Below are 22,557 nucleotides of genomic sequence, written 5' to 3'. Positions count from 1 at the left end.
GCATTCGCACTGATGCATAATCAGAGCGATTATGTGCCCAAAAATGCTTGCATAGAGACATAGAATCTCGACCTCGCTCGCTGCGCGGGCTCGGGACTCAGACAGTCCTCCCGCTGATCGGGTGAGCGGCAAAAGGATAAACGCGCCCTGATTGGGCGAGATGCTGCCACCCGCTACCCTGCCCTAGTGCCAACGTCGACGCCTGAGCCTGAGCCTGAGCCTGAGCCTGAGCCTGAGCCTGAGCCTGAGCCTGAGCCTGAGCCTGAGCCTGAGCCTGAGCCTTACGTGATTAAACCGATGTAGCATTGACGCGGCACAAGCAACTAATCGAGGTTCAGGGCCTGGCGGGAAACGGATCGAGGGAACTCGGACGATGGCACTAGGGACGGGGAGCGGCGGGAGCGATGGGAACCAATCAGGCCATGTATTCTTTCTTTCCCGCACACCCGAATAGCGGGCGGGACTGTCCGAGTCCCGAGCGGCGGCGCCGCGAGGTCGAGCTCCCCCCCGCCGGGTGGGCGGGGAAGGAAGATGGCCGGTTCACAGCGTCCCGCCGCTTTCCGGCCCGCTCTTGAAAACGAAGCTTACCGGCCTTCGCGCAGGCGGGCGATGCGGTCAGTCAGCGGCGGGTGGCTCATGAAGAGTTTGGTGTAGACGTCACGCGCTTTATTGTTAATACCAAACGCAACCAGCTCATCCGGCAGATGCGTAGGCTGCCCCGCCTTCAGACGCTCCAGCGCCGCGATCATGTTCTGTCGGCCGGCCAGTGCTGCGCCGCCCGCATCAGCCCGGTATTCACGCTGACGGCTGAACCACATCACGATAACCGAGGCCAGAATACCCAGCACCAGCTGCGCGATGATGGACGTGATCCAGAACGCCGGACCGTGGCCCTGTTCCGTCTTGAACACCACTCGGTCAACAAAGTGGCCGATGACTCGTGAGAAGAAGATGACGAATGTGTTGACGATGCCCTGAATCAGGGTAAGCGTCACCATGTCACCGTTGGCCACGTGGCTGACTTCATGCGCCAGCACGGCTTCGGCTTCCTGTTTGGTCATGGTATTCAGAAGCCCCGCACTGACCGCGACCAGCGAGCTGTTTTTGCTTGCGCCGGTTGCGAAGGCATTGACCTCAGGAGAGGGGAAAATGGCAACTTCAGGCATGGCGATGCCAGCGCGTTTTGCCTGACTGGCAACGGTGTCCAGCAACCACTGCTCAGTAGCATTGCGCGCCTGGGTGATAACCTGTGCGTTGGTCGAACGCTTGGCGACCCATTTGGACATTGCCAGTGAAATAAAGGAACCGCCAAAACCGATGACGGCGGAGAAAATCAACAGGGCGTTCAGATCCAGATCGCTGCCGCTCTCATCCAGGATCCGCTCCACGCCCAACAGTCGCAGCACAATACTCAGCACCAACACGATGGCCAGGTTGGTCAGCAAAAACAGCGCAATACGCTTCATATACTCAATCCTCAGTCAACTGCAGAGTCAATAACCTTGTCATAGAGTGGCGCTACCTTTGGCATCCCACTGAACAGATTGTGGAAATGCTTCTGTACTCGCGCCATGTTGATTACCGAGATGCCACTGGCAAATCCAAACCACACATACAATCCATTCAGGTCCCTGAACATCTCAGGAATATAATGGGGGCCGGCAATGGTTCCTTCAAGATAGTGCTGATACAAAATTGGAATATCATCCAGTGTTACTTTGCCCACGAACAGCATTGGAAGTATCTCCGGCACACCGGAGTGAATACTGCTGCGTATGAAGTTCACGTTTTCCACAAAACCTTTCAGGTAGGACAGGTCTTTGGTGAACACCGAACCACCGCGCAGCGTACCGCCCCTGAACACGCGCTGCGTGATTTTATAGCTATCTGCCGGCTTAAGTCCACGCTCGCAGAAATAGCGATATACCTCAATAAAATCAGCACCTTGCTCAGCCATATCGACCGCAACCACGCGATCACTGACTTTTAATGCACGGCGTGGATAGGAACTGAATGTCAGCGTCTCCATGAGCACAGCCAGGCCTTCCTGACAGGCTGTCACGCGCGGCGACCCGACACTGAGCCAGCTCGCCCAGGGCTGTTTGCGGCCATTGAGCGTCGTGCCGACATGCACCCAGCCCTCGTGCACCTCGAGGACCTGCAGGTCAATATCTGTGAAGCTGGCATCCTGATTGACCTTGATGTAATCACCACCCGCTGCGGCATCGGACACGATGCCGTCACTGAGAATGACGCGGATATCGCCCGGCTGGAAGTAACTGCCCAGACGCTGCTGAAGGATCTCGACCGCCTCGGGCGCACCTATATCTTTGTCGTAAGGACGGGTCAGGTGCTCGGCTGCCGGCAGGGAAAAAATATCGCAGAGTTTTTCGCCAAGCTGACGCAAGGATTTCCGGTCACCACGCAGGTGGTCCCGGGCAGAGCCATAGAGCTCACGACTGTAGCGCCCGAAGTCGACAGTGCCACGATGGCGCAGCAACTCGATGACCAGCAGGTATTGATCAACGGTGTCACAAAGGATGCTGCCAAGTCCATCACGGCGACCCAGTTTGCGACGAATTTCGCGGCGCAGCTCAAGAAACCGGTCGCGAAGCAGTTCGGGTGAGAACCCCAGATCAATCCGTTGATAGTGGTCCGGATCCAGACGGGGCATTTCAGTGCCATTTGCGGCCAGAAATGTTTTTTCCAGCGACGATGACCACTTGATGGCATCCAGAATGCGAATAGGTTTTTGCAGCTCTATCAGTTGATCTGACAGCCGTTTAACCTGCGCCTGATATTCAGACAATGTCATCGTAGCAGCATGGCCTTGATGTTGGTGAACTCTCGAATGCCAAACGGACCCAGCTCGCGTCCGTACCCGGACGCCTTTATACCACCAAATGGCATGGCTGGCTCGGATTTTACGAAGTCATTGACAGCACAGGCGCCCGCCTCCAGTGCCAGCGCAACACGGCGCCCCCGGGCGGCATCACGGGTAAACACCGCGGAGCCCAGACCAAACGCAGACTGATTGGCCAGAGAGATGGCCTCGTTTTCATCGCGGGCCCGTATCAGTGCTGCCACGGGGCCGAACAGCTCCTCATCAAACGCCGGCATACCCGGTCGTACTTCACCGAGCACTGTTGGCCAGTAGGTGGCGCCCTCGGACTGTCCACCTGAGACCAGTACCGCGCCCAGTCGTATTGTTTCGTTCACCTGTCTGGTCAACTCATCACAGAGATCCTGCTTGGCCTGCGGCCCGATATCCGTGTCTTCCAGTAAGGGATCACCAACACGCTTTTTGTTCATGGCCGCCGCCATTGCCGATGCAAACTCACCATACAGGCTGTCATGAACAATAAATCGTTTGGCGGCGATACAGCTCTGCCCGTTGTTCAACAAGCGACTGGTGACACACTTTTCCACGGCCAGCTCAATATCGGCATCATCCAGCACCAGATAGGGGTCGCTGCCACCGAGTTCCAGAACCGTCTTCTTGAGACACTTGCCCGCCGTCGAGGCTATTTTTCGACCCGCATTGGTGCTGCCAGTGAAAGTCACCGCCTTGATCAACGGATGTTCGATCAGACGGTCTGCATCTTTGCTGGAGACCAGCAATGAACGGAACAGATTCTCCGGTACATTGGCATCCCGGCAGATTGCTTCGATTGCCATGGCACAGCCGGGAACATTGGAGGCATGTTTGAGAATGGCACCGTTGCCAGCCATCAGTGCCGGCGCCAGAAACCGGAACACCTGCCAGTACGGAAAGTTCCAGGGCATGATGGCCAGCACCAGTCCCAATGGTTGATAACAGATAATGCGTTCGGCATCGTCATCACTGGGAACGGTTTCAGACTGCAGCATGGCAGGACCGTTATCAGCATAATATTCACAGGCCCAGGCACATTTATCTACTTCAGCCCTGGCGCTTGCCAGTGTCTTGCCCATTTCCAGCGTAGCTGTGCGCGCAAGCGTGTCGCGCTGCGCCTTGAGCTGTTTCGCAAGTGATCGCAATACGGAGGCACGAGTCGACAGCTCAGTGGTCTGCCACATTTTCTGCGCCTGGTCCGCTGCTGCCAGAGTTGAGTCCAGTGCAGTGAGATCGAAGGCTTCATAGGTATCCAGCGTCTCACCAGAAAACGGATTGATACTGCTGATCTGTTTCATTGACTTCTCCCCCTGGATGTTTGCTTTTGAGCGCGGGCGAAGGCCGATTACTCGGGGCCAAGCATGCGCCGCGCATCGACTTGCCGATCAAACTCTGCTTCGCTCATCAGCTCAAGCTCCACCACTGACTCCCTGAGACTGAGCCCATGATCATTGGCATGTTTGGCAGCGCGTGCAGCATTTTCATAACCTATAACCGGGCTAAGCGCCGTCACCAGCATCAGGGAGCGGTTGACATATTGTGACAACTGCTCCTTGTTGGCCTGAATTCCGCTGACACAGTGCGCGTGGAAGCTGTGCTGAGCATCCGTCAACAGCTGCATAGACTCCATCAGTGCATGAATGATAACCGGTTTGAATACATTTAACTGGAAGTGCCCCTGGCTTGCCGCCACCGTGACAGTGGTGTGGTTGCCCATTACGCGGCTGCAGACCATTGTCAGTGCCTCTGCCTGAGTCGGGTTGACCTTGCCGGGCATGATCGAGCTGCCGGGTTCATTGGCAGGAATGGTAATTTCAGCCAGACCACAGCGTGGCCCACTGTTCATCAGTCGAATATCGCTGGCTATTTTGAAAAGCGCCGTGGCCAGCGTGTTGGCCCGCCCATGCAGATCAACCAGCGCATCATGTGCCGCCAGGGCCATAAACCCGTTGCCGGCAGAAGCAAACTCTATTCCTGTCAGCTCGCTGATCTTCTTCGCCACCATGCTCGCCCAATCGGGATGAGTATTGAGTCCGGTACCCACGGCGCTGCCTCCGATCGCCAGCTGGCGCACGCCTGAACGTGCCTGGCTGAGCTGTTCCAGGGAGTAGTCCAGCTGCGCGACATAGGCTGAAAACTCCTGGCCCAGCGTGATCGGCGTGGCATCCATTAGATGGGTTCGCCCACTTTTCAGGATATCCGCGAATGCCTCTGCACGTTCGGACAGAGATGCCCTTAACGTGGACGTCGCATCAATCAGCGTCTCCAGTTGCTGGGCTGCGACCACATGCATGACCGTCGGGAACACATCGTTCGATGACTGCGACATGTTGACGTGATCATTGGGATGCAGCGGCGAGTAAGCGCCGCGCGCGTGGCCTGCCAGTTCATTGCCGCGATTGGCGATGACTTCATTAAGATTCATATTGGTCTGCGTGCCGCTGCCAGTCTGCCAGACACTTAATGGAAACTGGTCATCGTGTCGGCCCTGCAGAATCTCGTCGCAGACAGCAGCTATCAGCCTGGCCCTGTCTTCCGACAACCTGCCCAGCGCCTGGTTGCTGCTTGCAGCCGCCTTTTTGACCTGAGCAAAGGCATGAATGAATTGCCTGGGAAAGCGGTGATCTCCAATCGCAAAATTCTGCAGCGATCGTTGAGTCTGCGCCCCCCACAACACCTGTTCTGAAACCTCGACAGGTCCGAGGCTGTCTCGTTCCTGTCGGGTTTTCATGATGTCATCAACTTGTTCACGACAAATGGCATGATACCGCCACTGGTGTAGTAACTGACCTCATCAGCGGTATCCAGTCTGCACAGCAGATCGACGCTGTCCACATGATCGCCGCCACGGCATACCTGCATGGTTACCGTCATGCCTGCTGAAATCTTCTCAAGGCCCACAAGGTTGATTGTCTCACTGCCGGTCAGTTTCAGTGACTTGCGAGTCACTCCTTCGGGAAACTGAAGTGGCAGGACACCCATACCGGCCAGGTTGGAACGGTGGATACGCTCGAAGCTTTCGGCAATTACGGCCTGAATGCCCAGCAGCCGTGTACCTTTGGCCGCCCAGTCGCGACTGGAACCTGTGCCGTATTCCTTGCCCGCTATCACGACCAGTGGTGTTTTCTGCTTCTGATAGTGCATCGCCGCATCGTAGATGCTCATCTCTTCGCCATCTGGCATCAAGCTGGTGTAACCACCCTCGACCCCGTCCAGCATTTCGTTCTTGATACGCACGTTCGCAAAGGTGCCACGCATCATCACTTCATGGTTACCACGTCGCGACCCATAGGAATTGAAATCTTCTGGGGCAACGCCTTTTTCTATCAGATACTTGCCAGCGGGCGTGGAGCGCCCGATAGAGCCCGCTGGTGAAATATGGTCAGTAGTGACCGAGTCACCCAGCAACGCAATGATTCGAGCACTTTTGATGTCACCCGATACCGGCGCCATTTCCGGGCTGAAAAACGGCGGATTCTGTATGTAGGTCGAGTCGTCGTTCCAGTCGTAGGTATCGCCTTCGGTAATTGGCATGGCGTTCCATGCCTGATTGCCGGAAAACACGTCGGCATAGTCCTTGGTGAACATTTCGCGACTCACCAGGGCGACGGCCTTTTTGATGGCATCAGTATCTGGCCAGATGTCTCGCAGGTAGACTGGATTACCGGCTTTATCTTCACCGAGCGCCTCTGTGGTCAGATCAATCTCGGTGGTACCTGCCAGCGCAAAGGCAACCACCAGCGGCGGAGATGCCAGCCAGTTGGCTCGCACTTTGGGATGGATGCGGCCCTCAAAGTTACGGTTACCAGACAGCACTGAGCAGACTGTCAGCTTGCCCTTGTCTATCGCCTCATCAATCTCAGGAGGCAGCGGACCGGAGTTACCAATACAGGTTGTGCAACCATAGCCCACAAGATTGAATCCCAGCTGGTCAAGCGCAGGCTGCAAACCGGCTTTTTCCAGATAATGTGTGACCACTTTGGAACCCGGTGCCAGCGATGTTTTTACCCACGGCTTTACCGTCAGACCTTTCTCCAGTGCATTCCTGGCGAGCAATCCCGCTGCCATCATCACCGCTGGATTGGAGGTATTGGTGCAGGAAGTAATGGCTGCGATGACGACGTCTCCATCCTGCAGGGTCCATTTACCATGATCCATGGCAGCCACGGCCTTGTTGTGGTTGGGATACTGTTTGCGCGTTGCCTCGGCCATGTCAGTCAGTGCCACACGGTCCTGGGGACGGACCGGGCCTGCCAGGCTGGGTTCGACAGTCGCCAGGTCCAGTTGCACTTCGCTGGAATAAACTGCACTGGACTCGGACTGTCGCCACAGACCCTGTTCTTCGCTGTAGCGTCTGGTCAGCTCAATGACGTCTGTGTCGCGGCCACTCAGCTCCATGTAGCGCAGTGTTTCGTCATCGACGGCGAAAAAGCAACACGTGGCGCCATACTCTGGCGACATATTGGCAATTGTGGCACGGTCGGCGAGCGTCAGATCGTCCAGGCCGAGGCCAAAGAACTCGACAAATTTACCAACCACACCATGCTTGCGCAGCATTTCCGCCACCGTCAATACCAAGTCAGTTGCCGTCACACCCTCTTTGAGCCGCCCCTCGAGTTTGACACCAACCACTTCGGGAATTCGCATGGAGATCGGCTGACCCAGCATGGCCGCTTCAGCCTCGATACCGCCCACGCCCCAGCCAAGCACTGCCAGGCCATTAATCATGGTGGTATGGCTGTCAGTGCCGACCAGCGTGTCAGGATAGGCGCGCAATTTGCCTTCGCTATCGGACGACCAGACACAACGAGCCAGGTACTCCAGATTGACCTGGTGACAGATACCTGTCCCCGGCGGTACTACCCGGAAGTTGTCGAAAGCTTCCTGTCCCCAGCGGAGAAACTCATAGCGCTCCCCGTTACGCTCCATTTCGATGCGCACGTTATCTTCGTAGGCGCTGCTCGATGCGAAACGGTCGACCATGACAGAGTGGTCAATGACCAGATCCACCGGATTCAATGGATTGACTTTCCGGGGGTCGCCGCCCTCATTGGCAACCGCATCCCGCATTGCCGCCAGATCGACAACCGCCGGCACACCCGTAAAGTCCTGCATCAGGACGCGCGCGGGCATGAAAGAAATTTCATGGTCAGAGTTACGCTTTTCTGTCCACTCCAGCAGCTCACGCACGTCGCGATCCGTGGCAAAACCCTTCTCTTTATGCCGCAACAGGTTCTCCAGCAGAATCTTCAGTGTCACTGGCAGTTTGCTGACGCCTTTCAGACCAGCCTGCTCCAGCGCGGCAAGACTGAAATATTCGTAGGTTTGACCATTCACGGATAATTCGCGACGAGTATCAGGAATCGTGTCTCGAGCCGTCATTGCGCATTTCTCCTTTAATCCAGCGTACACTTGGGCACGTAGGTGTAATAAAGTGCCTTTTCGGCAGTATAACCCAGCAAACAGGCCAGAGCGAACAGCGTCCCACTGGCATCCGGCAGGCGTTCACGTTAAGCTGATGAGCCAATGAATTGCCAGGAACGGCACGGTATTTTTCTTGAAATGTGGGCTAAAATCAGAGTTACCAACACAGTAGTTGCCATGCTCGGCGCGTTGGCATGTGTACCAACTGTCTCGCTGGCTCAAACCGAGCCTGACCCCGGGACCGCCCAGGCAGCTCAGCAGCAATCACCGCGGATTCAGGTTCTGGGGGCTGAGGGTGCGTTGGCGGAAAATATCCGTGTGCATGTTGGCACTCCTGATATTAGCTGCGAAGCCAGTCAGCGCCGCCTGGACCGTTTGCTGCCAGGTATCCGGCGTGAGGTTCTGCGGGCGGCTCAGGCTCTGGGCTATTACCAGTCGCAGCGCCAGATCAGTTTTACACCTGCATCAGAGACCGAATCCGGATGCTGGCAGCTTGTCGTCAATATCACAGCTGGTGCTCCGGTAAGACTGGCAGAGATCGATGTGCAGATCACAGACCCACAGTACCGGGATCTGTTTTCGCCCATCCTGCAAAGCCTTCCTTTGCGAAGCGGCGATGTGCTGAACCACAGCGCTTACGAGCGACTCAAAGCCATGCTGAGCGGCTACGCCGTAGAGCGTGGCTTCTTTCAGGCACGCTTTGACACCGCTGAGTTGCAGGTTGACGTGACCCAAAATCAAGCCTTCGTGGATATCGACTTCAACCCCGGTGCCCGTTATCGGTTCGGCGAAATCGTTTTAAACACACCCGATGCGCTGTCCCAGCGATTCGTCGAGCGCTTCCTGATTTTCGAACCCAATAGTGAGTACTCAAGCGAAGTGCTCATTCAGCAGCGACAGAATTTTAATGACAGCCAATACTTTTCAAGAGTTTCGGTAACGCCTGAACTGGACAACGCGCAGAATAATGCGGTGCCCGTAAGCGTCGATCTTGCCATGCGCCCTCGCAAAGCCTGGTCGGCTGGTGCCGGTGTCAACACGGACACCGGCCCCAGAATGCGCTTTTCCTACGAGGACCGATACTTCAACCGCCAGGGACATCGATTGACGGGTGACCTGACCGTGTCCACCGCTCGACAGGAGCCAAGTCTGACATATGTCATCCCCTTGCAGGATCCAGTGAATGACAGCCTGCGACTTTCCGGCGGTTTTCAGCGTGAGGAAACTGACAGCTACATCACCAACACGTATCGTGCGGGTGCGAGTTATCAGACCCTGGTTGGCAGCTGGGTACAGAGTATCTTCACCAATTATGAGCAGGAACGATCTCAGCTGACCAACGTCATGGACCGGTCGGAGTTCAACGAACAGACCAACTCGCTGATCTCGGGTGTCAGCTGGTCACGCACGCGCAGCAACGATCCAATTTACCCAAGCCGCGGCTGGCGTCTGTTCGGCCAGGTGCGTGGCGCCCATGAAGACCTGATTTCCGACATCACCTTCGTGCAGCTGACCAGCAGCGCCAAGTTCATCCGCGAGATTGGGCCGGGGCGTGTTCTGCTGCGCGCGGAAGCAGCCACCACGGTCGCCGACGAGCTGCTGGAATTGCCCATCTCAGTCAGGTTTTTTACAGGTGGCGATACCAGCGTCCGCGGCTATCAGTTCGGCGAACTGGGCGCAACCAACGATGACGGTGAGGTTGTCGGTGGTAAACACATGCTGGTAGGCAGCATCGAGTATGACATTCCAGTGATGGGTAACTGGTATGCCGCCGCGTTTTTTGACACAGGTAACTCGTTTTCCGATTTTGATGACATGCAGCTCAAGGAAAGCGCCGGCCTTGGTATCCGCTGGCTGTCGCCAATTGGTCCGATCCGCGTTGATGTTGCCAAGGGTCTGGACAGCGGGGGCGGTTACCGCTTGCATATCACCATGGGGCCAGACCTGTAATGAGCAATCAGAGCAATTCTCCCCATTCGAACCCCACACCGGATCGATCAGCTGGACGCCGGATCATGCGCTGGATCTGGCGAATACTGGCGGCCACAAGTCTTGTCATTGTGTTGGCTCTGGCGACGCTAACCGGCATGCTGGGCACTGTGTCTGGCACTGAGTGGTTATTGACCAGGGCAACGAACCTGCTAAATACAGAGTCCCGTCAGTTTTCCTATGATCGCTCGCAGGGTACCTTTCTGCGAGGCCTGAATCTGCAGGGTGTGCGCTGGATCGACGACAGCATGGACGTTCGTGCTGCCCAGTTGCACAGCCGCTGGAACCCGATGACCCTGCTCGAAGGTACTTTCAATCTGGAGTCACTCAGGTTAACGGGGCTACAGTTGACGCTTGCCGAGTCAGATGCTCCTGCAGAACCGGCCCCGCCGCTGGTGCTGGATGACATCCTCGAGACCTTTCTGCCATTGCCGATTGCCATAGATATCTACAATGCCCGTTTTGATGGCATACGTATTCAGAGCGGAGACACCAGCGTGGCTATCAACCTGCTGGCTTTCAGCGCGCATCTGCAGGGCCGCCAGCTAAGCATCGACTCACTTGAACTCGACAGCCCGCCTGCGCACCTTGAAGCCGCGATGAACCTGACACTGGAGCAACCCTACCCTGTAGAGGCCACTGCTCAGTGGCAGTACGACGAAGTGCTGCTGGAAAACACGCAGCCGCCGTCAGGTGAACTGAGATTGACCGGCAACCTGGATCGACTGCAGCTTGAACATTCACTGCGCGGTATTGCCAGCGTCCTGAGTGAAGGTGAAGTGACACTGGAACTGGCGCGCTTTCTGAATGCACAGGCAGAAGCAATAGATCCGCGCGTAGATCTGGAGCACACACTGGAGCCCATGCAGGTTCCTGGCATGGAGAGTTACGACATCAGGGCTCTGCGACTGCGCACCCAGGGAAGCCCGGATGATCTGGGCCTGTTCGCGGCGGCGCAGATAAACGCGGAAATTTCAGCCGATGTTGTATTGGAAGCTGACATGAATGTCCGTGCGTATCTGCGTGGCTCCACGCTCGACATTGATGAACTGGCCTTGCGCTCAACCAACGATGGCAGACTGCTGATCGCCGGCGAAGTTGACTGGTCACAGGGTGTGCAGGTGACGCTGGATTACAGCATTACCGATCCGACACCCACCAGCTATATCGCTTCGATTCCGGAATCCATCCGCCTCAGAGAGCTGGCAAGCCAGGGTAGTCTCTCGCTTTCCCAGTCTGAAAACGAATCCCTGCAGTTGCAATTCATGATGGCTGAGCTCAGTGCGAACCTGAACGATTTCGATCTGAATGGCAGCGGAGGGCTGCGTTTCGATGGGGATGAGTGGCATGTGCAGGACCTGGCGATCGCCACCGGGGAAAACTCACTGCGGCTTGATGCCAGTGTTGAGCCTGAGCAAAGCATCCGGGCCACGGCCACGATTGACGCGCCTTCTCTGGCGGCGATTTATCCTGACCTGGATGGCAGGCTTCAGGTTGATGCGCAGGTCTCCGGCACCGTGTCCGAACCTGTGATAGATCTGGACGCCAGCGCCAGCAATGTCCGCTATGGTGAATACCTGATTCCGGAACTGACAATAACGGGCCAGAACCGCGGCGGCATGAACGAGATTGAAATGCAGACCGGCAATATCCGGGTGCCAGTGGGTGAGTCGGTTGAAACAGTGGAATCGCTGCAGCTGCGACTGCGTGGCGCGCCTGACGCCCACAGCCTTCTGTTACTCGTCCAGAGCAGCCTTGGCAGTGCCCGTATTAATGCCGATGGCGGTACCACCAGCAACGGCTGGCAGGGTCGCCTGCTTAACAGTGAAGTAAGCTCAGAGTTTGGCAGCTGGGCACAGCAACAATCGACCAGTATCGTTGCGCAATCTGAGCGTGTATCAATGGCAGAAACCTGCTGGGCCATGCGCGATACGCGGCTTTGTCTCGACGGCGAGCTCTCGGGAGGAGAACAGCTGGATGTCAACGCCCGGCTGGAAAATTATCCGCTGTCTGCTCTGAATCTGCCGGCCACGGAACGAAGCCTGCAGCAAATCGGCGGCATTGAACTACATGATGAGTCAGAAGCGGAACCCTATAGATTGCCATTCTCCCTGCCACCTGATCTGGCCCTGGCCGGCCGTGTCAACGTGTCAGCACAGGTAGCGGGCCTGATATCATCAATCGATCAGCTTGATATCCAGGCTGAAATCGACGCCAGCGGCGGCAGTCTCTATTTTATCGGTCAAGCCGTTCCTGAGGATCTGGAAGGCGCTGATGCTGCCGCTGCGCTGGCAGAGCCGGAAATCAGCCAGTTCCGGTGGCCAGAGCTGACCGGCAGTGCCAGCCTGCAGAATGGCGACTGGCAACTGGACAGCCTGTTGCGCTTCACCCAGGAAGACCCCGACAGCTCGGCGGTAATCCAGGGTACCGCCACGGCCAATGTCGGGCTCGCGGCTGATCGCTCGCTGAGTGGCAACCTGCAGCTCGATTTCGACGACATTGCCTGGGCAGCTGCGCTGGCCCCGCAGATTTCAGAGGTTTCAGGTCAGCTCACAGGGCGTATGAATCTGCAGGGGTCCATGGAAGCACCAGTGCTGGTTGGCGACCTCAACCTGACAGACGCCAGTGTCGCTGTGCCGATTCTGGGCATTCAGGTAGCTGCCATCGACGCGACGCTGAGCAGTCGTGACAACAGTCTGGTGGAATTAAACGGATACGCTGAATCTGGTGCAGGCAGCCTCAATTTTGGTGGCCAGTTAAGCAATCCTTTCGATGAGCGACGTGAATTTTCTCTGCAGGTCGCAGGCAGCAACTTCACCGTGGCCGATCTCCCCGACATTCAGGCCGCCATCAGCCCGGAAATACGTTTGCAGGGCAATCTTGAAGGCATCGAGCTGAGCGGACAGCTGTTTATCCCCAGCGTAGATGCCCGCATCAATACCCTGCCAGAGTCGGCTGTTGACGTCTCCAGCGACACTATCGTCATAAACCAGCCTGCATCCGGCGAGCCCGTGCGCAACGCGGCGATCGCTGACACTGGCCTGCTCGGCAATACGCCGGTATCCGGTGAAATTACGATCACACTCGGAGATGACGTGCGCATCTCCGGTTTCGGGCTGAATGCCCAGGTCAGCGGTGAACTGGACATCACTCAGCGTCCGAACGCGACACCATTGACTTACGGCGAGCTGGAAGTGGTTCAGGGTAGCTTTGAAACCTACGGCAGAGTGCTCACCATCGAACAGGGCAAGCTGCTTTTCATGGGCAGCTACGACAATCCGGCAATCGATATTCGCGCGGTACGCCAGGTGGAAAACATGCGGGTGGGTGTGCAGATGAACGGCACCATACAGAATATTCGCAGCGACCTTTTCTCCACCCCTTCCCTGTCGGATGGCGATATCCTGGCTGTGATGATCACCGGTCGCCCCATGTCAGAAATTGGCACCGAGCAGGATGGCAATGCACTGGTGGGTGCCGCGACATCGCTGGGTATCAATCAGACCCAGGGCATCGTGACACAGATTCAGGACCAGCTTGGACTGGACACACTGTCCATAGACAGCCGCGGTGATGTCTCTGACAGCAGTCTGATGCTTGGCAAGTACATCACTCCTCGCATATTTGTTCGCTACGCTGTTGGTCTGTTCGAAACCGAGAGCAGCCTTGCGATCGAATATACCGTGAATGACCGCGTCAGACTGGAGGCAACCTCCGGGCAAAGTCAAAGCATAGATCTCACGTACACGGTCGAACAGTAGCAGCGATCCTCGTTTGGGCAGCGATGTTTCTACTGGTATGCCTGCTGCGAATCAAGCTGCTAAACTGCAAGTCGCGCAAACTCGGATAACGGGTCAACACGCCAACTGACGTGCGGAGGTCCATCGATGCTGACTGATAGCGTGACCGTGCAATGCCCCTATTGCTGGGAGACCATTGAAGTAGTGGTGGACTGCTCTGTCGAGGAGCAGGAATATACCGAGGACTGCAGCGTCTGTTGCCGGCCCATCATATTGACAGTGATCACGGCGGACGGCGAACTGCAATCGATCGACGCCCGTTCGGAGGACGAATAAGGCGACAAGTGCAGCATGGACTTGCGCTACGACGCGCGATTACAATACGCGCCTTCAGTTTGAGCCGACCGCAGAAACAGCGGCGGTTGCCAATCGAAAGGAGCGCCACAGCGTGAAGGAAATCGTCCTGATCAACATTACTGGCCCGGACCGGCCAGGTCTGACTGCGGCCATTACTGGCATACTTTCGCGCTCCGACGTTAACATTCTCGACATTGGGCAGGCTGTGATTCACGACACTCTGTCTTTCGGCATACTTGTCGAGCTGGCAGACGAAACTGGCAAGGCTGATGTACTGAAGGATCTGCTCTTCAAGGCCTCCGAGCTGGACCAGCAGGTCAAATTCACGCCCGTCAGCGCAGACGATTACACCCAGTGGGTCAGTGGTCAGGGTAAGGCCCGGCACATCGTCACACTGCTGGCGCGTCGCATCACCGCCGAACACATCGCCCGAGTCAGCACCATTACCGCCCGTCATGGTCTAAACATTGATCACATAGACAGATTGTCAGGCCGTATTCCGGAAGGACTGCCTGCCGATCAGGGCAAAGGCTGCATAGAGTTTTCGGTGCGCGGCGAAGCCGAAGACCCTGATGCCTTGCGCGCAGAGTTTCTGGCGATCGCACAGGAACTCAATGTCGATATCGCCTTCCAGCAGGACAGCATTTTCCGACGCAACCGACGTCTGGTCGTGTTCGATATGGATTCAACACTGATTGACGCAGAGGTCATCGACGAGCTGGCGAAGGCCGCCGGCGTTGGTGAGCAGGTCGCCGAAATCACCGAGCGAGCCATGCGCGGCGAACTGGACTTCCAGGCGAGCTTCAGAGAGCGTATGGCCCTGTTGAAAGGACTTCCAGAAACCACGCTGGAACAGATCGCGGGACGGCTGCAACTTAATGAAGGCGCGGAAACGCTGATCAGCCAGCTCAGGCGACTGGGATACAAAACCGCCATCCTGTCGGGTGGTTTCCAGTATTTTGCCGAGAAACTTCAGCGCCGCCTGGGCATTGACTACATTTATGCCAACGCCCTGCCCATCAAGGATGGACTGGTCACCGGCGAAGTACTGGAGCCGATAGTCGACGGTCAGCGCAAAGCCGACCTGCTGCGAGAGCTGGCCGAGAGAGAGGGAATCAGTCTGGAACAGACTATTGCGGTAGGCGACGGTGCCAATGACCTGCCCATGCTGTCGATCGCTGGACTGGGTGTCGCATTCCGCGCAAAACCACTGGTCAAGCAGTCCGCCAAACAGGCCATCTCCAATCTGGGCCTGGATGGTATTCTCTATCTGCTGGGTTTCCGGGACAGAGATGGAATTTAATCACACTAATGATAATGATTATTATTTACAGATCCTGATTTGATCCGTTATTATTACTCTCCATTACTACAACAACTGTTACAGGAGAGACCGCAATGAGCCAAGTCAAGCCTCACGCTGCGGCGTCAGACCCCAACTTGCCGACAACCCTCAACTCAAAATCCCTGTTTCAGGGCCGCAAAACATTGAAGATTGAACACAACGGTGATCAGTACACACTGCGTATCACAGCCAACGGAAAACTGATTTTGACCAAATAACTGCGTCTGTTCGAGTCCAGCCAGCCACCCTCTTCACTCCCCTCAGCACGGTAGCCAGCACGACTCTCTTTTTAACCAGGAGAGATGTGCCATGCATACGAAAAAATTTAAACACTTATTATTGATGGGTGTACCGGTCGCCGCGACGACATTCGCCATCCAGGCCCACGCACAACAGAATTCAGATTCACCAACCGAAGTCCTTGTTACCGCGACACATCTGGAACGTCGCCCGGAAGACATCGCCGGTACAGTCACCGTTGTTGGCGATGAACAGATCCGCGATATGGTGGCCAACAATCTGGCCGATGTGGTGCGCTATCAGCCCGGACTGGGGATGGATAGTGCCGCACGCGGCGGCGATGAAGGTTTCCGGATACGCGGCATTGGCGGCAACCGCGTTCTGACTGTGATTGATGGTGTGCGAAGTAATGACATGTACGCCGCTGGCCCGGCATCGTATGGTAAGGACAGTTTTGAAGTCGATGACCTCAAAGCGGTCGAAGTCATCCGGGGCCCGGCCTCAGTGCTATACGGGGCAGATGCTCTGGGTGGGGTAGTAGTGCTGCGCACCCGGGATGCCAGTGATTATCTGGACAGCGAAAACCGGCTCTACACCGCGGTCAGGGCGTCGAGTGCCAGCGTCAATAGCCAGAGCCGCATTGGTGCCACAATCGCCGGACAGTCCGGAACCTTGGGCAGCGTACTGCAACTGACACGTCGCGAGTTCTCGGAACAGGAGGTCAAAGGTGAAGGACAATGGAATCCGCAGGACGGCGAAAGTCAGAATGTGTTCTGGAAGACAGACTGGCAAGCTGCCGCAGGACATCAACTGACGCTGGCTATTGACGCCAATGACGAAACCATTGATACCCTGCTGGAGAATGAACTCAGCAGCTCGGTTTCACTATCGACTGGCGAGGACACCACAGAGCGCCGACGTGTCAGCCTGAGCCACGACTGGCAACTGGAATCGGCACTGGCTGACTCAGTCAGCACGCACCTGCACTGGCAACGCACTGATGCGGAGCAGTTTACGCGCCAACTGCGCACCAGTTATGCCTTCGTGAACCCGCGCAACCCGGCGTCGTTTGCGGGTTCGCAGGCAGAACGACTGACAAGCTTCGGATTCAATCAGGACACAGCCAGTGCCATGCTCCTGGCCGAGAAGTCCTGGTCAAGCCCGGGCATCTCGCACGCGCTGGTCTACGGCGTCAGTATCGAACGAACCGACACCGAACGTCCCCGATACCGTCAAGATCGACAGCTGAACACCGGTGAAACCAGCCAGGCCATACCCAGTTATCCGATGGCGCCACCTGAACTGTTTCCCAACAAAACTTTTCCGGACACAGAAACAAAGCGCAGCGGTTTTTTCGCCCAGAATGAAGTATCTCTGATGGCTGGCCGTCTGACTGTCATTCCAGGGCTGCGCTATGACCGATATGAGATGACACCGCGACCGGACACGCTATTTGTTGGCGCCGACAGTATCACCAATGGCTCAGGCGAGTTTCAGGTACGAGCGTTTGACCAGGATAAGGTATCAGCCAATCTGGGAGTGATTTTTGATATCAATGACGGGTACTCGGTATTCGCGCAATATGCAGAAGGTTTTCGGCCGCCGAATTTTGACGAGGCCAACCAGGCATTTGTAAATCTCGGCCACGGCTACGCAACACTGCCAAATCCTAATTTGTCCGCAGAGACCAGTCAGGGATTTGAGGCTGGCATCCGAGGCAGGGTGTCAAAAGGCCAATTCACGGTTTCGGTGTTCGACAATCACTACGACGACTTTATCGAGAGTTCCCTGGTCGGCACGGCCGATGGCGTCATGCTGTTCCAGTCAGACAACATCGGCAGGGCCAGAATATATGGTCTTGAGACGAGCCTTGACTGGCAGCTCAGCGACGCTTTGAGCTGGCGTAATGCCGTTTCACTTAGTCGAGGTCGCGACAAGATAAGCGAGCGTGAACTCAATTCAGTCGATCCCATGACCTGGGTCACTGGTCTGCGTTATCAGACCAGCGCCCGCTGGTCAGCCGAGGCAATTGCCACTCTCACCGCCGACAAGAATCACGTTGCTGAGCCGGGTCAGATCACCGGTGATGCCTATCAGGTCGTTGACCTCCTTGGCCACTACCAATTGTCCAGCAACGCTGAACTTCGCTTCGGGGTATTCAATGTGCTTGACGAGCAGTACGCCCCATGGAGCCGTATTCGTGGCCTTCAGGCCAGTGACAACGAGGCTGTCGCCAACAGTCAGGCACCAGGCATTAACGCCCGACTGGCCCTGGACTGGCATTTCTGAATAACACATAAAGTTTGCACTTGAGGATATCGCGATGAAGATCAGACAAATAATGGAAAAATCAGGCCGTGGGATGATGCTGTCCTTGTTACTGGCCACTGCAGGCCTTTCTGCACCGTGGGCAATGGCCAAGGAGTCAGACGACCGTTTTGGTGTCGTCGTCATGGCCCACGGCGGCCCGCAATCATGGAACGAAGGAGTGAGCGAGATGCTGGCGCCGCTATCCAGTCAATACAAGCTGGAGCTGGCTTTCGGCATGGCAGATGCCTACTCGTTGCAGGAAGCAATCGACCGCCTGGAAGCAAGAGGGGTAGATGACATCGGTGTAGTGCGACTTTTTATCAGCGGCGAAAGCTGGCTGGAGCGGACCCAACAGATTCTGGGCATGAAGGAAGGAGCGCCACTACGAGACACCCCATCTCAGGAACATGGCACCAGTGGTCATGGCATGCATGGTGCGCACTCGCCGGAATCAACTCCGTCTGCAACGGCAAGCCACGGCAATCACGGCGGTATGCGCATGGAATTCTGGCAGGTGGACAGCGATGCGCAGTTTGCCATCAGCCTGGAGGGCCTGTCCGAAGCACCGGAGATGGATCAGATATTGCTGCAACGCGCCAGAAGCCTGAGCACTGAGCCTTCGCAAGAGCAGGTGCTGGTGCTTGCCCATGGTCCTGGCGATGATGCAGAAAATGAACGCTGGCTGGCAAACATCAGTAATCGTGCAGAGCTGCTGGCACGGGAGGGCGGCTTTAGTGACGTGAAAGTTGCCACGCTTAGAGAGGACTGGCCGGAAAAACGCGAGGCGGCTCAGCAGGAAGTCCGTGAGTATGTACACATGGGCAATGAAGCCGGCCACCGCGTTCTGGTGATCCCGTATCGCGTCCACGGCTTCGGCCCCTATGCAGAAGCATTGGAGGGCCTCGACTATGTGGCTGACGAGACTGGTCTGGTTCCCCACCCCGCCGTGGCGCAGTGGATCGAACGACAGATTATGGAATTGCAGGCTCAGTAATTCACAGCCCCTAGTCAATGAACACATTCACTTTACAAGCATAGGTAACAGCGATACCGTATCGAGCAGACTCATTTTAAAAACTCAGGAGATCTGTAATGAAGATGACCTTACCGCTGACCCGTTTATCAACTGCAGTGGGTGTGTCATTGTCTGTGGTACTGGCCTCATCCTGGGCATTGGCCCAAGATGCCGATATTCCTGATCTGGAAGGCCTTTGGACCAATGCATCCTTAACCAACCTGCAGCGTCCGGACGGAGTGGACTCGCTGGTAGTGACGCCAGAGGAAGCAGCCCTGATCGTCGCAAACACATCAATCGCAGGGCTACCCGCCAATGAAGTTGACGCACCTGAGGCGAGCACACCGGGCACAGCACCGCCCGCTGGCAGTTTCGACTTCGGTCTGCGCGGCTACAACGACTTCTGGATTGATCCAGGTTCCAACCTGGCATTGGTAAAAGGTGAGTTCCGTACTTCCTATATTATCGACCCTGAGAACGGCCAGATCCCCAGACTCGAGAATCCTGCCGTGCAGATTCGTCGAAGTTTTGGTGCCCGGTATGTGACTGGGCAAGGCAACGCCGACGGCCCTGAGGCCCTGCCGCTGGCAGAGCGCTGCTTTATTGGTTTTGGCAACACCGCCGGTCCAGGCATGATGGGAACGCTGTACAACAGCACCTATCAGTTTGTGCAGACGGATGATTATGTGGTCATCCTGGTTGAAATGAATCACGATGCGCGCATCATCCCGCTTTACGACAATGCCGAAGAGGCTCGCGCGAATGAAAGGCCTGCAGAGCTGAACCAGTGGTTCGGCGATTCTCGCGGCTGGTATGAAGACGGCTGGCTGGTTGTGGAAACTGTCAACATCAATCCGCAACAGATGGCTGAGAGCTCGGTACCGATAACGCCGGATGGCAAAATTACCGAGCGCTTCATGCGGTACTCCGATTCGGAAATCGTTTACCAGTTCACTGTAGACGATGCCAACCTGTACAGTCAGCCATGGACCGCTGAGCTGAGCTACCACGCGACCGAGGGCCCAATGTATGAGTACGCCTGCCATGAAGGCAATTATGCACTGCCCGGCATTCTCGCTGGTGCTCGTCGAGCGGAAGCTGAAGCAGCGACCAACCAGTAATCAGCGTATAATGTTCGACCATGAACCCTTCACAGTACATGGTCATTGACCTGAACATACATCCAGATGAATACCTGCGTCACTACCGTGGCAAAGTGACGCAGGTCGTCTGTCGCGCACGCGACGGCCGCACTGTCCGCTTTCCCTCAGCCCTTTTGCAGCGCCACGTAACACACGACGGCGTACATGGAACATTCCGGCTGGAGTTTGACAACAACTTCAAACTGATTGCCTTTAATCGAGTTGACCCGTCCAGCTCTGTGTGACGGCTTGTACTCGTGAATCCCTCTTCCCAACTTAACTGGCCGGTCCTCAGACATCTGTATTGGATGTTTAATGCGCCGCAACTGATCACACACTCGGCGGTGTTGCCCATGCAGTCCTGGTACCCTTCAGACCTGACCTCAAAGCTGCGTCGCTGGCAGTCCGAGCCGGAATCAGCGCCGGCCTGGCTGCATGCGCGTGCACATTACCGTCTGGGCATCTATTTTGAAGATCTGTATGCAGGCTTAATAACTGAGCTGCTGGGTTGGCAGCTGCTGGCTCGCAATGTTGCTGTGCGCCAGAAAGGTCACACATTCGGCGAGCTTGACTTTGTGGTACAGAATCCAATATCAGGACTAGTTGAACACCATGAGATTGCCGTAAAATTTTATCTGGCCGTAAAAACAGCAGAGGGATTAAGCTGGCACGGCCCGAACCCGGCAGATCGACTTGACATAAAAGTCAGCCGCCTGCTGTCACATCAACTGGCGCTCAGTGATCGACCGGATACCATCGCCACGCTTGGCCGGCTGGGTATTGCCGCTCCAGCAACAAAACGACTCTTCATGCCCGGTTATCTATTCTACCCTCGCCAGAGAGATTCACGAACAAACGCCCACATCTCAGACACGCCGGCGAAATTCGCGTTGCCACCGGAGGCCGATATCGCAAGTGACCATCTCTCAGGGAGCTGGAGCTACGCAAATGAAATAAGCGAAACGGATTGCCAGTACTGGGTACCGCTTAACAAGCCACATTGGCTGGGTGAGTGGCAGCAGGAGACTGAGGCCGATCCGGCGCTCGCAGCCGATTCAGTTCAGGCAGTGGAAATGACTGGTAAACCCAGGCTGTTTGCCAGGCTGGCGAGGCAGCCTGGCTCAGCCATGTGGACAGAGGTCGAGCGAATTTTTGTAGTGCCTTCGTTCTGGCCCGGAACTCAGGACTCGTCCAGAACGACCTTGAGTACCTGACCCACTTTCAGCAGATCACCGGCTAGACCATTTTCACTGCGCAGGGCTTCGACACTGGTGCGGTAGCGACTGGCAATGCGCCACAACGTTTCTCCGGCCCGCACTCGATGCTCGAGTTCGCGTACCACCGGCGCACTGGCCTGCATCATGACAGGTGCGTTGCTCGCCTGCTCACCAGGGATCATCAGGGTCTGTCCGATATGGATCAGGTCGCCGCTGATCGCATTGGCCGCGCGCAGCTGGGCAACCGTAGTATCCATTCTGGAGGCAATCGCCACGAGCGTGTCACCGCGTCTCACGGTGTATTCACGTTGCTGGCCCATGATGCCGGCAAGATACTGCTGATAGGGTTCCGGAAATACCGCAACATGGTAATGTGGCGGGCGTCGCTCCCGGGTGGCGTCCAGTACATTGTAGTCTTCCAGTGACAACAGCGTGCTTTCCAGCCAGCTGCGACACCGTGAATTTGATGGAACACGCAGATCGAAGGCCATACCCGTTGGATGGACTGAGTCATTGTGGGCGTTGGCGGGCTGACGGGCAATTGGCCGCGTCATGCTGGTTACTGTTAGCTTTTCGCCGCAGGCATTGTGGTATTGAGCACTGAGCCGTTCCAGCAGGGTTTTGACCTGTGGCTTCAGGTAGGCGTAGGAAACATTGTGGATGACCATATCACGATTGGCCGTCACTTTGACCAGTTGGCCACGGTTGACCAGATCCGAGACATCACGGGACGTATGAGCGAACCCGTAGCCGTGCATGACCGCATGGGAATGTTGAAGATCCATGGAGGAACGAGAGCCACGCAGGCTGCTTTGTGCCAGACTCTCCGACGCGAAGGTCAGAAAGGACACGACTGTCAAAGCTGCTGTCAGAAGTTTCATACCGTCTACCCCACCGCTAAGT

Annotated in this window: 16 protein-coding genes; 10 read left to right on the top strand and 6 right to left on the bottom strand. The window is 56.3% G+C overall.

Annotated elements, in window-relative coordinates:
• Positions 1-584: 584 nt before the first annotated feature.
• The 5 genes from htpX to acnA are packed head-to-tail and all read right to left on the bottom strand — an operon-like array spanning position 585 to position 8,257.
• Positions 585-1,466: a protease HtpX gene (htpX, locus tag QGM61_RS14735; RefSeq protein WP_281133441.1), complete on the bottom strand. Its 882-nt coding sequence runs from the start codon at positions 1,464-1,466 to the stop codon at positions 585-587.
• Positions 1,467-1,477: 11 nt separating this feature from the next.
• Entirely contained in the window at positions 1,478-2,815 is a 1,338-nt protein-coding gene (locus QGM61_RS14730) for a flavohemoglobin expression-modulating QEGLA motif protein (RefSeq protein WP_281133440.1), read from the bottom strand.
• The gene (locus QGM61_RS14725) at positions 2,812-4,173 is read right to left on the bottom strand and encodes an NAD-dependent succinate-semialdehyde dehydrogenase (RefSeq protein ID WP_281133439.1); all 1,362 of its coding nucleotides are present in this window, start codon (positions 4,171-4,173) and stop codon (positions 2,812-2,814) included. Before QGM61_RS14725 ends, QGM61_RS14730 begins: the two co-directional genes overlap by 4 nt.
• A 47-nt stretch (positions 4,174-4,220) precedes the next feature.
• On the bottom strand, positions 4,221-5,606 hold the full coding sequence (gene fumC / locus QGM61_RS14720) for a class II fumarate hydratase (RefSeq protein WP_281133438.1): 1,386 nt from the start codon (positions 5,604-5,606) through the stop codon (positions 4,221-4,223).
• The gene (acnA, locus tag QGM61_RS14715; RefSeq protein ID WP_281133437.1) at positions 5,603-8,257 is read right to left on the bottom strand and encodes an aconitate hydratase AcnA; all 2,655 of its coding nucleotides are present in this window, start codon (positions 8,255-8,257) and stop codon (positions 5,603-5,605) included. Before acnA ends, fumC begins: the two co-directional genes overlap by 4 nt.
• A gap of 180 nt (positions 8,258-8,437) precedes the next feature.
• Here acnA and QGM61_RS14710 point away from each other — a divergent pair, with 180 nt between their 5' ends.
• From QGM61_RS14710 to QGM61_RS14665, 10 genes are all read left to right on the top strand, one after another.
• On the top strand, positions 8,438-10,249 hold the full coding sequence (locus QGM61_RS14710) for an autotransporter assembly complex protein TamA (protein WP_281133436.1): 1,812 nt from the start codon (positions 8,438-8,440) through the stop codon (positions 10,247-10,249).
• Between the two features lie 65 nt (positions 10,250-10,314).
• Complete coding sequence (locus QGM61_RS14705; RefSeq protein WP_281133435.1) at positions 10,315-14,049, top strand: translocation/assembly module TamB domain-containing protein; 3,735 nt, start codon at positions 10,315-10,317, stop codon at positions 14,047-14,049.
• A gap of 126 nt (positions 14,050-14,175) precedes the next feature.
• A complete protein-coding gene (locus QGM61_RS14700) occupies positions 14,176-14,364 on the top strand; it encodes a CPXCG motif-containing cysteine-rich protein (RefSeq protein WP_237133542.1) in 189 nt (62 codons plus the stop codon).
• 112 nt (positions 14,365-14,476) lie between these two features.
• A complete protein-coding gene (serB, locus tag QGM61_RS14695; RefSeq protein WP_237133541.1) occupies positions 14,477-15,688 on the top strand; it encodes a phosphoserine phosphatase SerB in 1,212 nt (403 codons plus the stop codon).
• Positions 15,689-15,783: 95 nt separating this feature from the next.
• Positions 15,784-15,948, top strand: a complete 165-nt coding sequence (locus QGM61_RS14690; protein WP_237133540.1) for a hemin uptake protein HemP — start codon at positions 15,784-15,786, stop codon at positions 15,946-15,948.
• A 91-nt stretch (positions 15,949-16,039) separates the two neighbouring features.
• The gene (locus QGM61_RS14685) at positions 16,040-18,259 is read left to right on the top strand and encodes a TonB-dependent hemoglobin/transferrin/lactoferrin family receptor (protein WP_281133434.1); all 2,220 of its coding nucleotides are present in this window, start codon (positions 16,040-16,042) and stop codon (positions 18,257-18,259) included.
• Positions 18,260-18,293: 34 nt separating this feature from the next.
• Complete coding sequence (locus QGM61_RS14680) at positions 18,294-19,274, top strand: sirohydrochlorin chelatase (RefSeq protein ID WP_281133433.1); 981 nt, start codon at positions 18,294-18,296, stop codon at positions 19,272-19,274.
• Positions 19,275-19,372: 98 nt separating this feature from the next.
• The gene (locus QGM61_RS14675) at positions 19,373-20,416 is read left to right on the top strand and encodes a hypothetical protein (RefSeq protein ID WP_281133432.1); all 1,044 of its coding nucleotides are present in this window, start codon (positions 19,373-19,375) and stop codon (positions 20,414-20,416) included.
• A gap of 20 nt (positions 20,417-20,436) precedes the next feature.
• Entirely contained in the window at positions 20,437-20,682 is a 246-nt protein-coding gene (locus tag QGM61_RS14670) for a DUF2835 domain-containing protein (protein WP_281133431.1), read from the top strand.
• Positions 20,683-20,694: 12 nt separating this feature from the next.
• Positions 20,695-21,651, top strand: coding sequence for a DUF1853 family protein (locus QGM61_RS14665; protein WP_281133430.1), 957 nt, complete (start codon positions 20,695-20,697; stop codon positions 21,649-21,651).
• Here QGM61_RS14665 and QGM61_RS14660 read toward each other — a convergent pair.
• A complete protein-coding gene (locus QGM61_RS14660; RefSeq protein WP_272907261.1) occupies positions 21,618-22,535 on the bottom strand; it encodes a DUF5715 family protein in 918 nt (305 codons plus the stop codon). The two genes, QGM61_RS14665 and QGM61_RS14660, sit on opposite strands and share 34 nt — an antisense overlap.
• Between the last annotated feature and the right edge of the window lie 22 nt (positions 22,536-22,557).

Origin of the sequence: Pseudohongiella sp. SYSU M77423, assembly GCF_029911965.1 — a bacterium.
Taxonomy (GTDB): Bacteria; Pseudomonadota; Gammaproteobacteria; order Pseudomonadales; family Pseudohongiellaceae; genus Pseudohongiella.
Note: the sequence above shows the minus strand (reverse complement) of the source record. Positions and strands in the feature narration are given on the sequence as shown.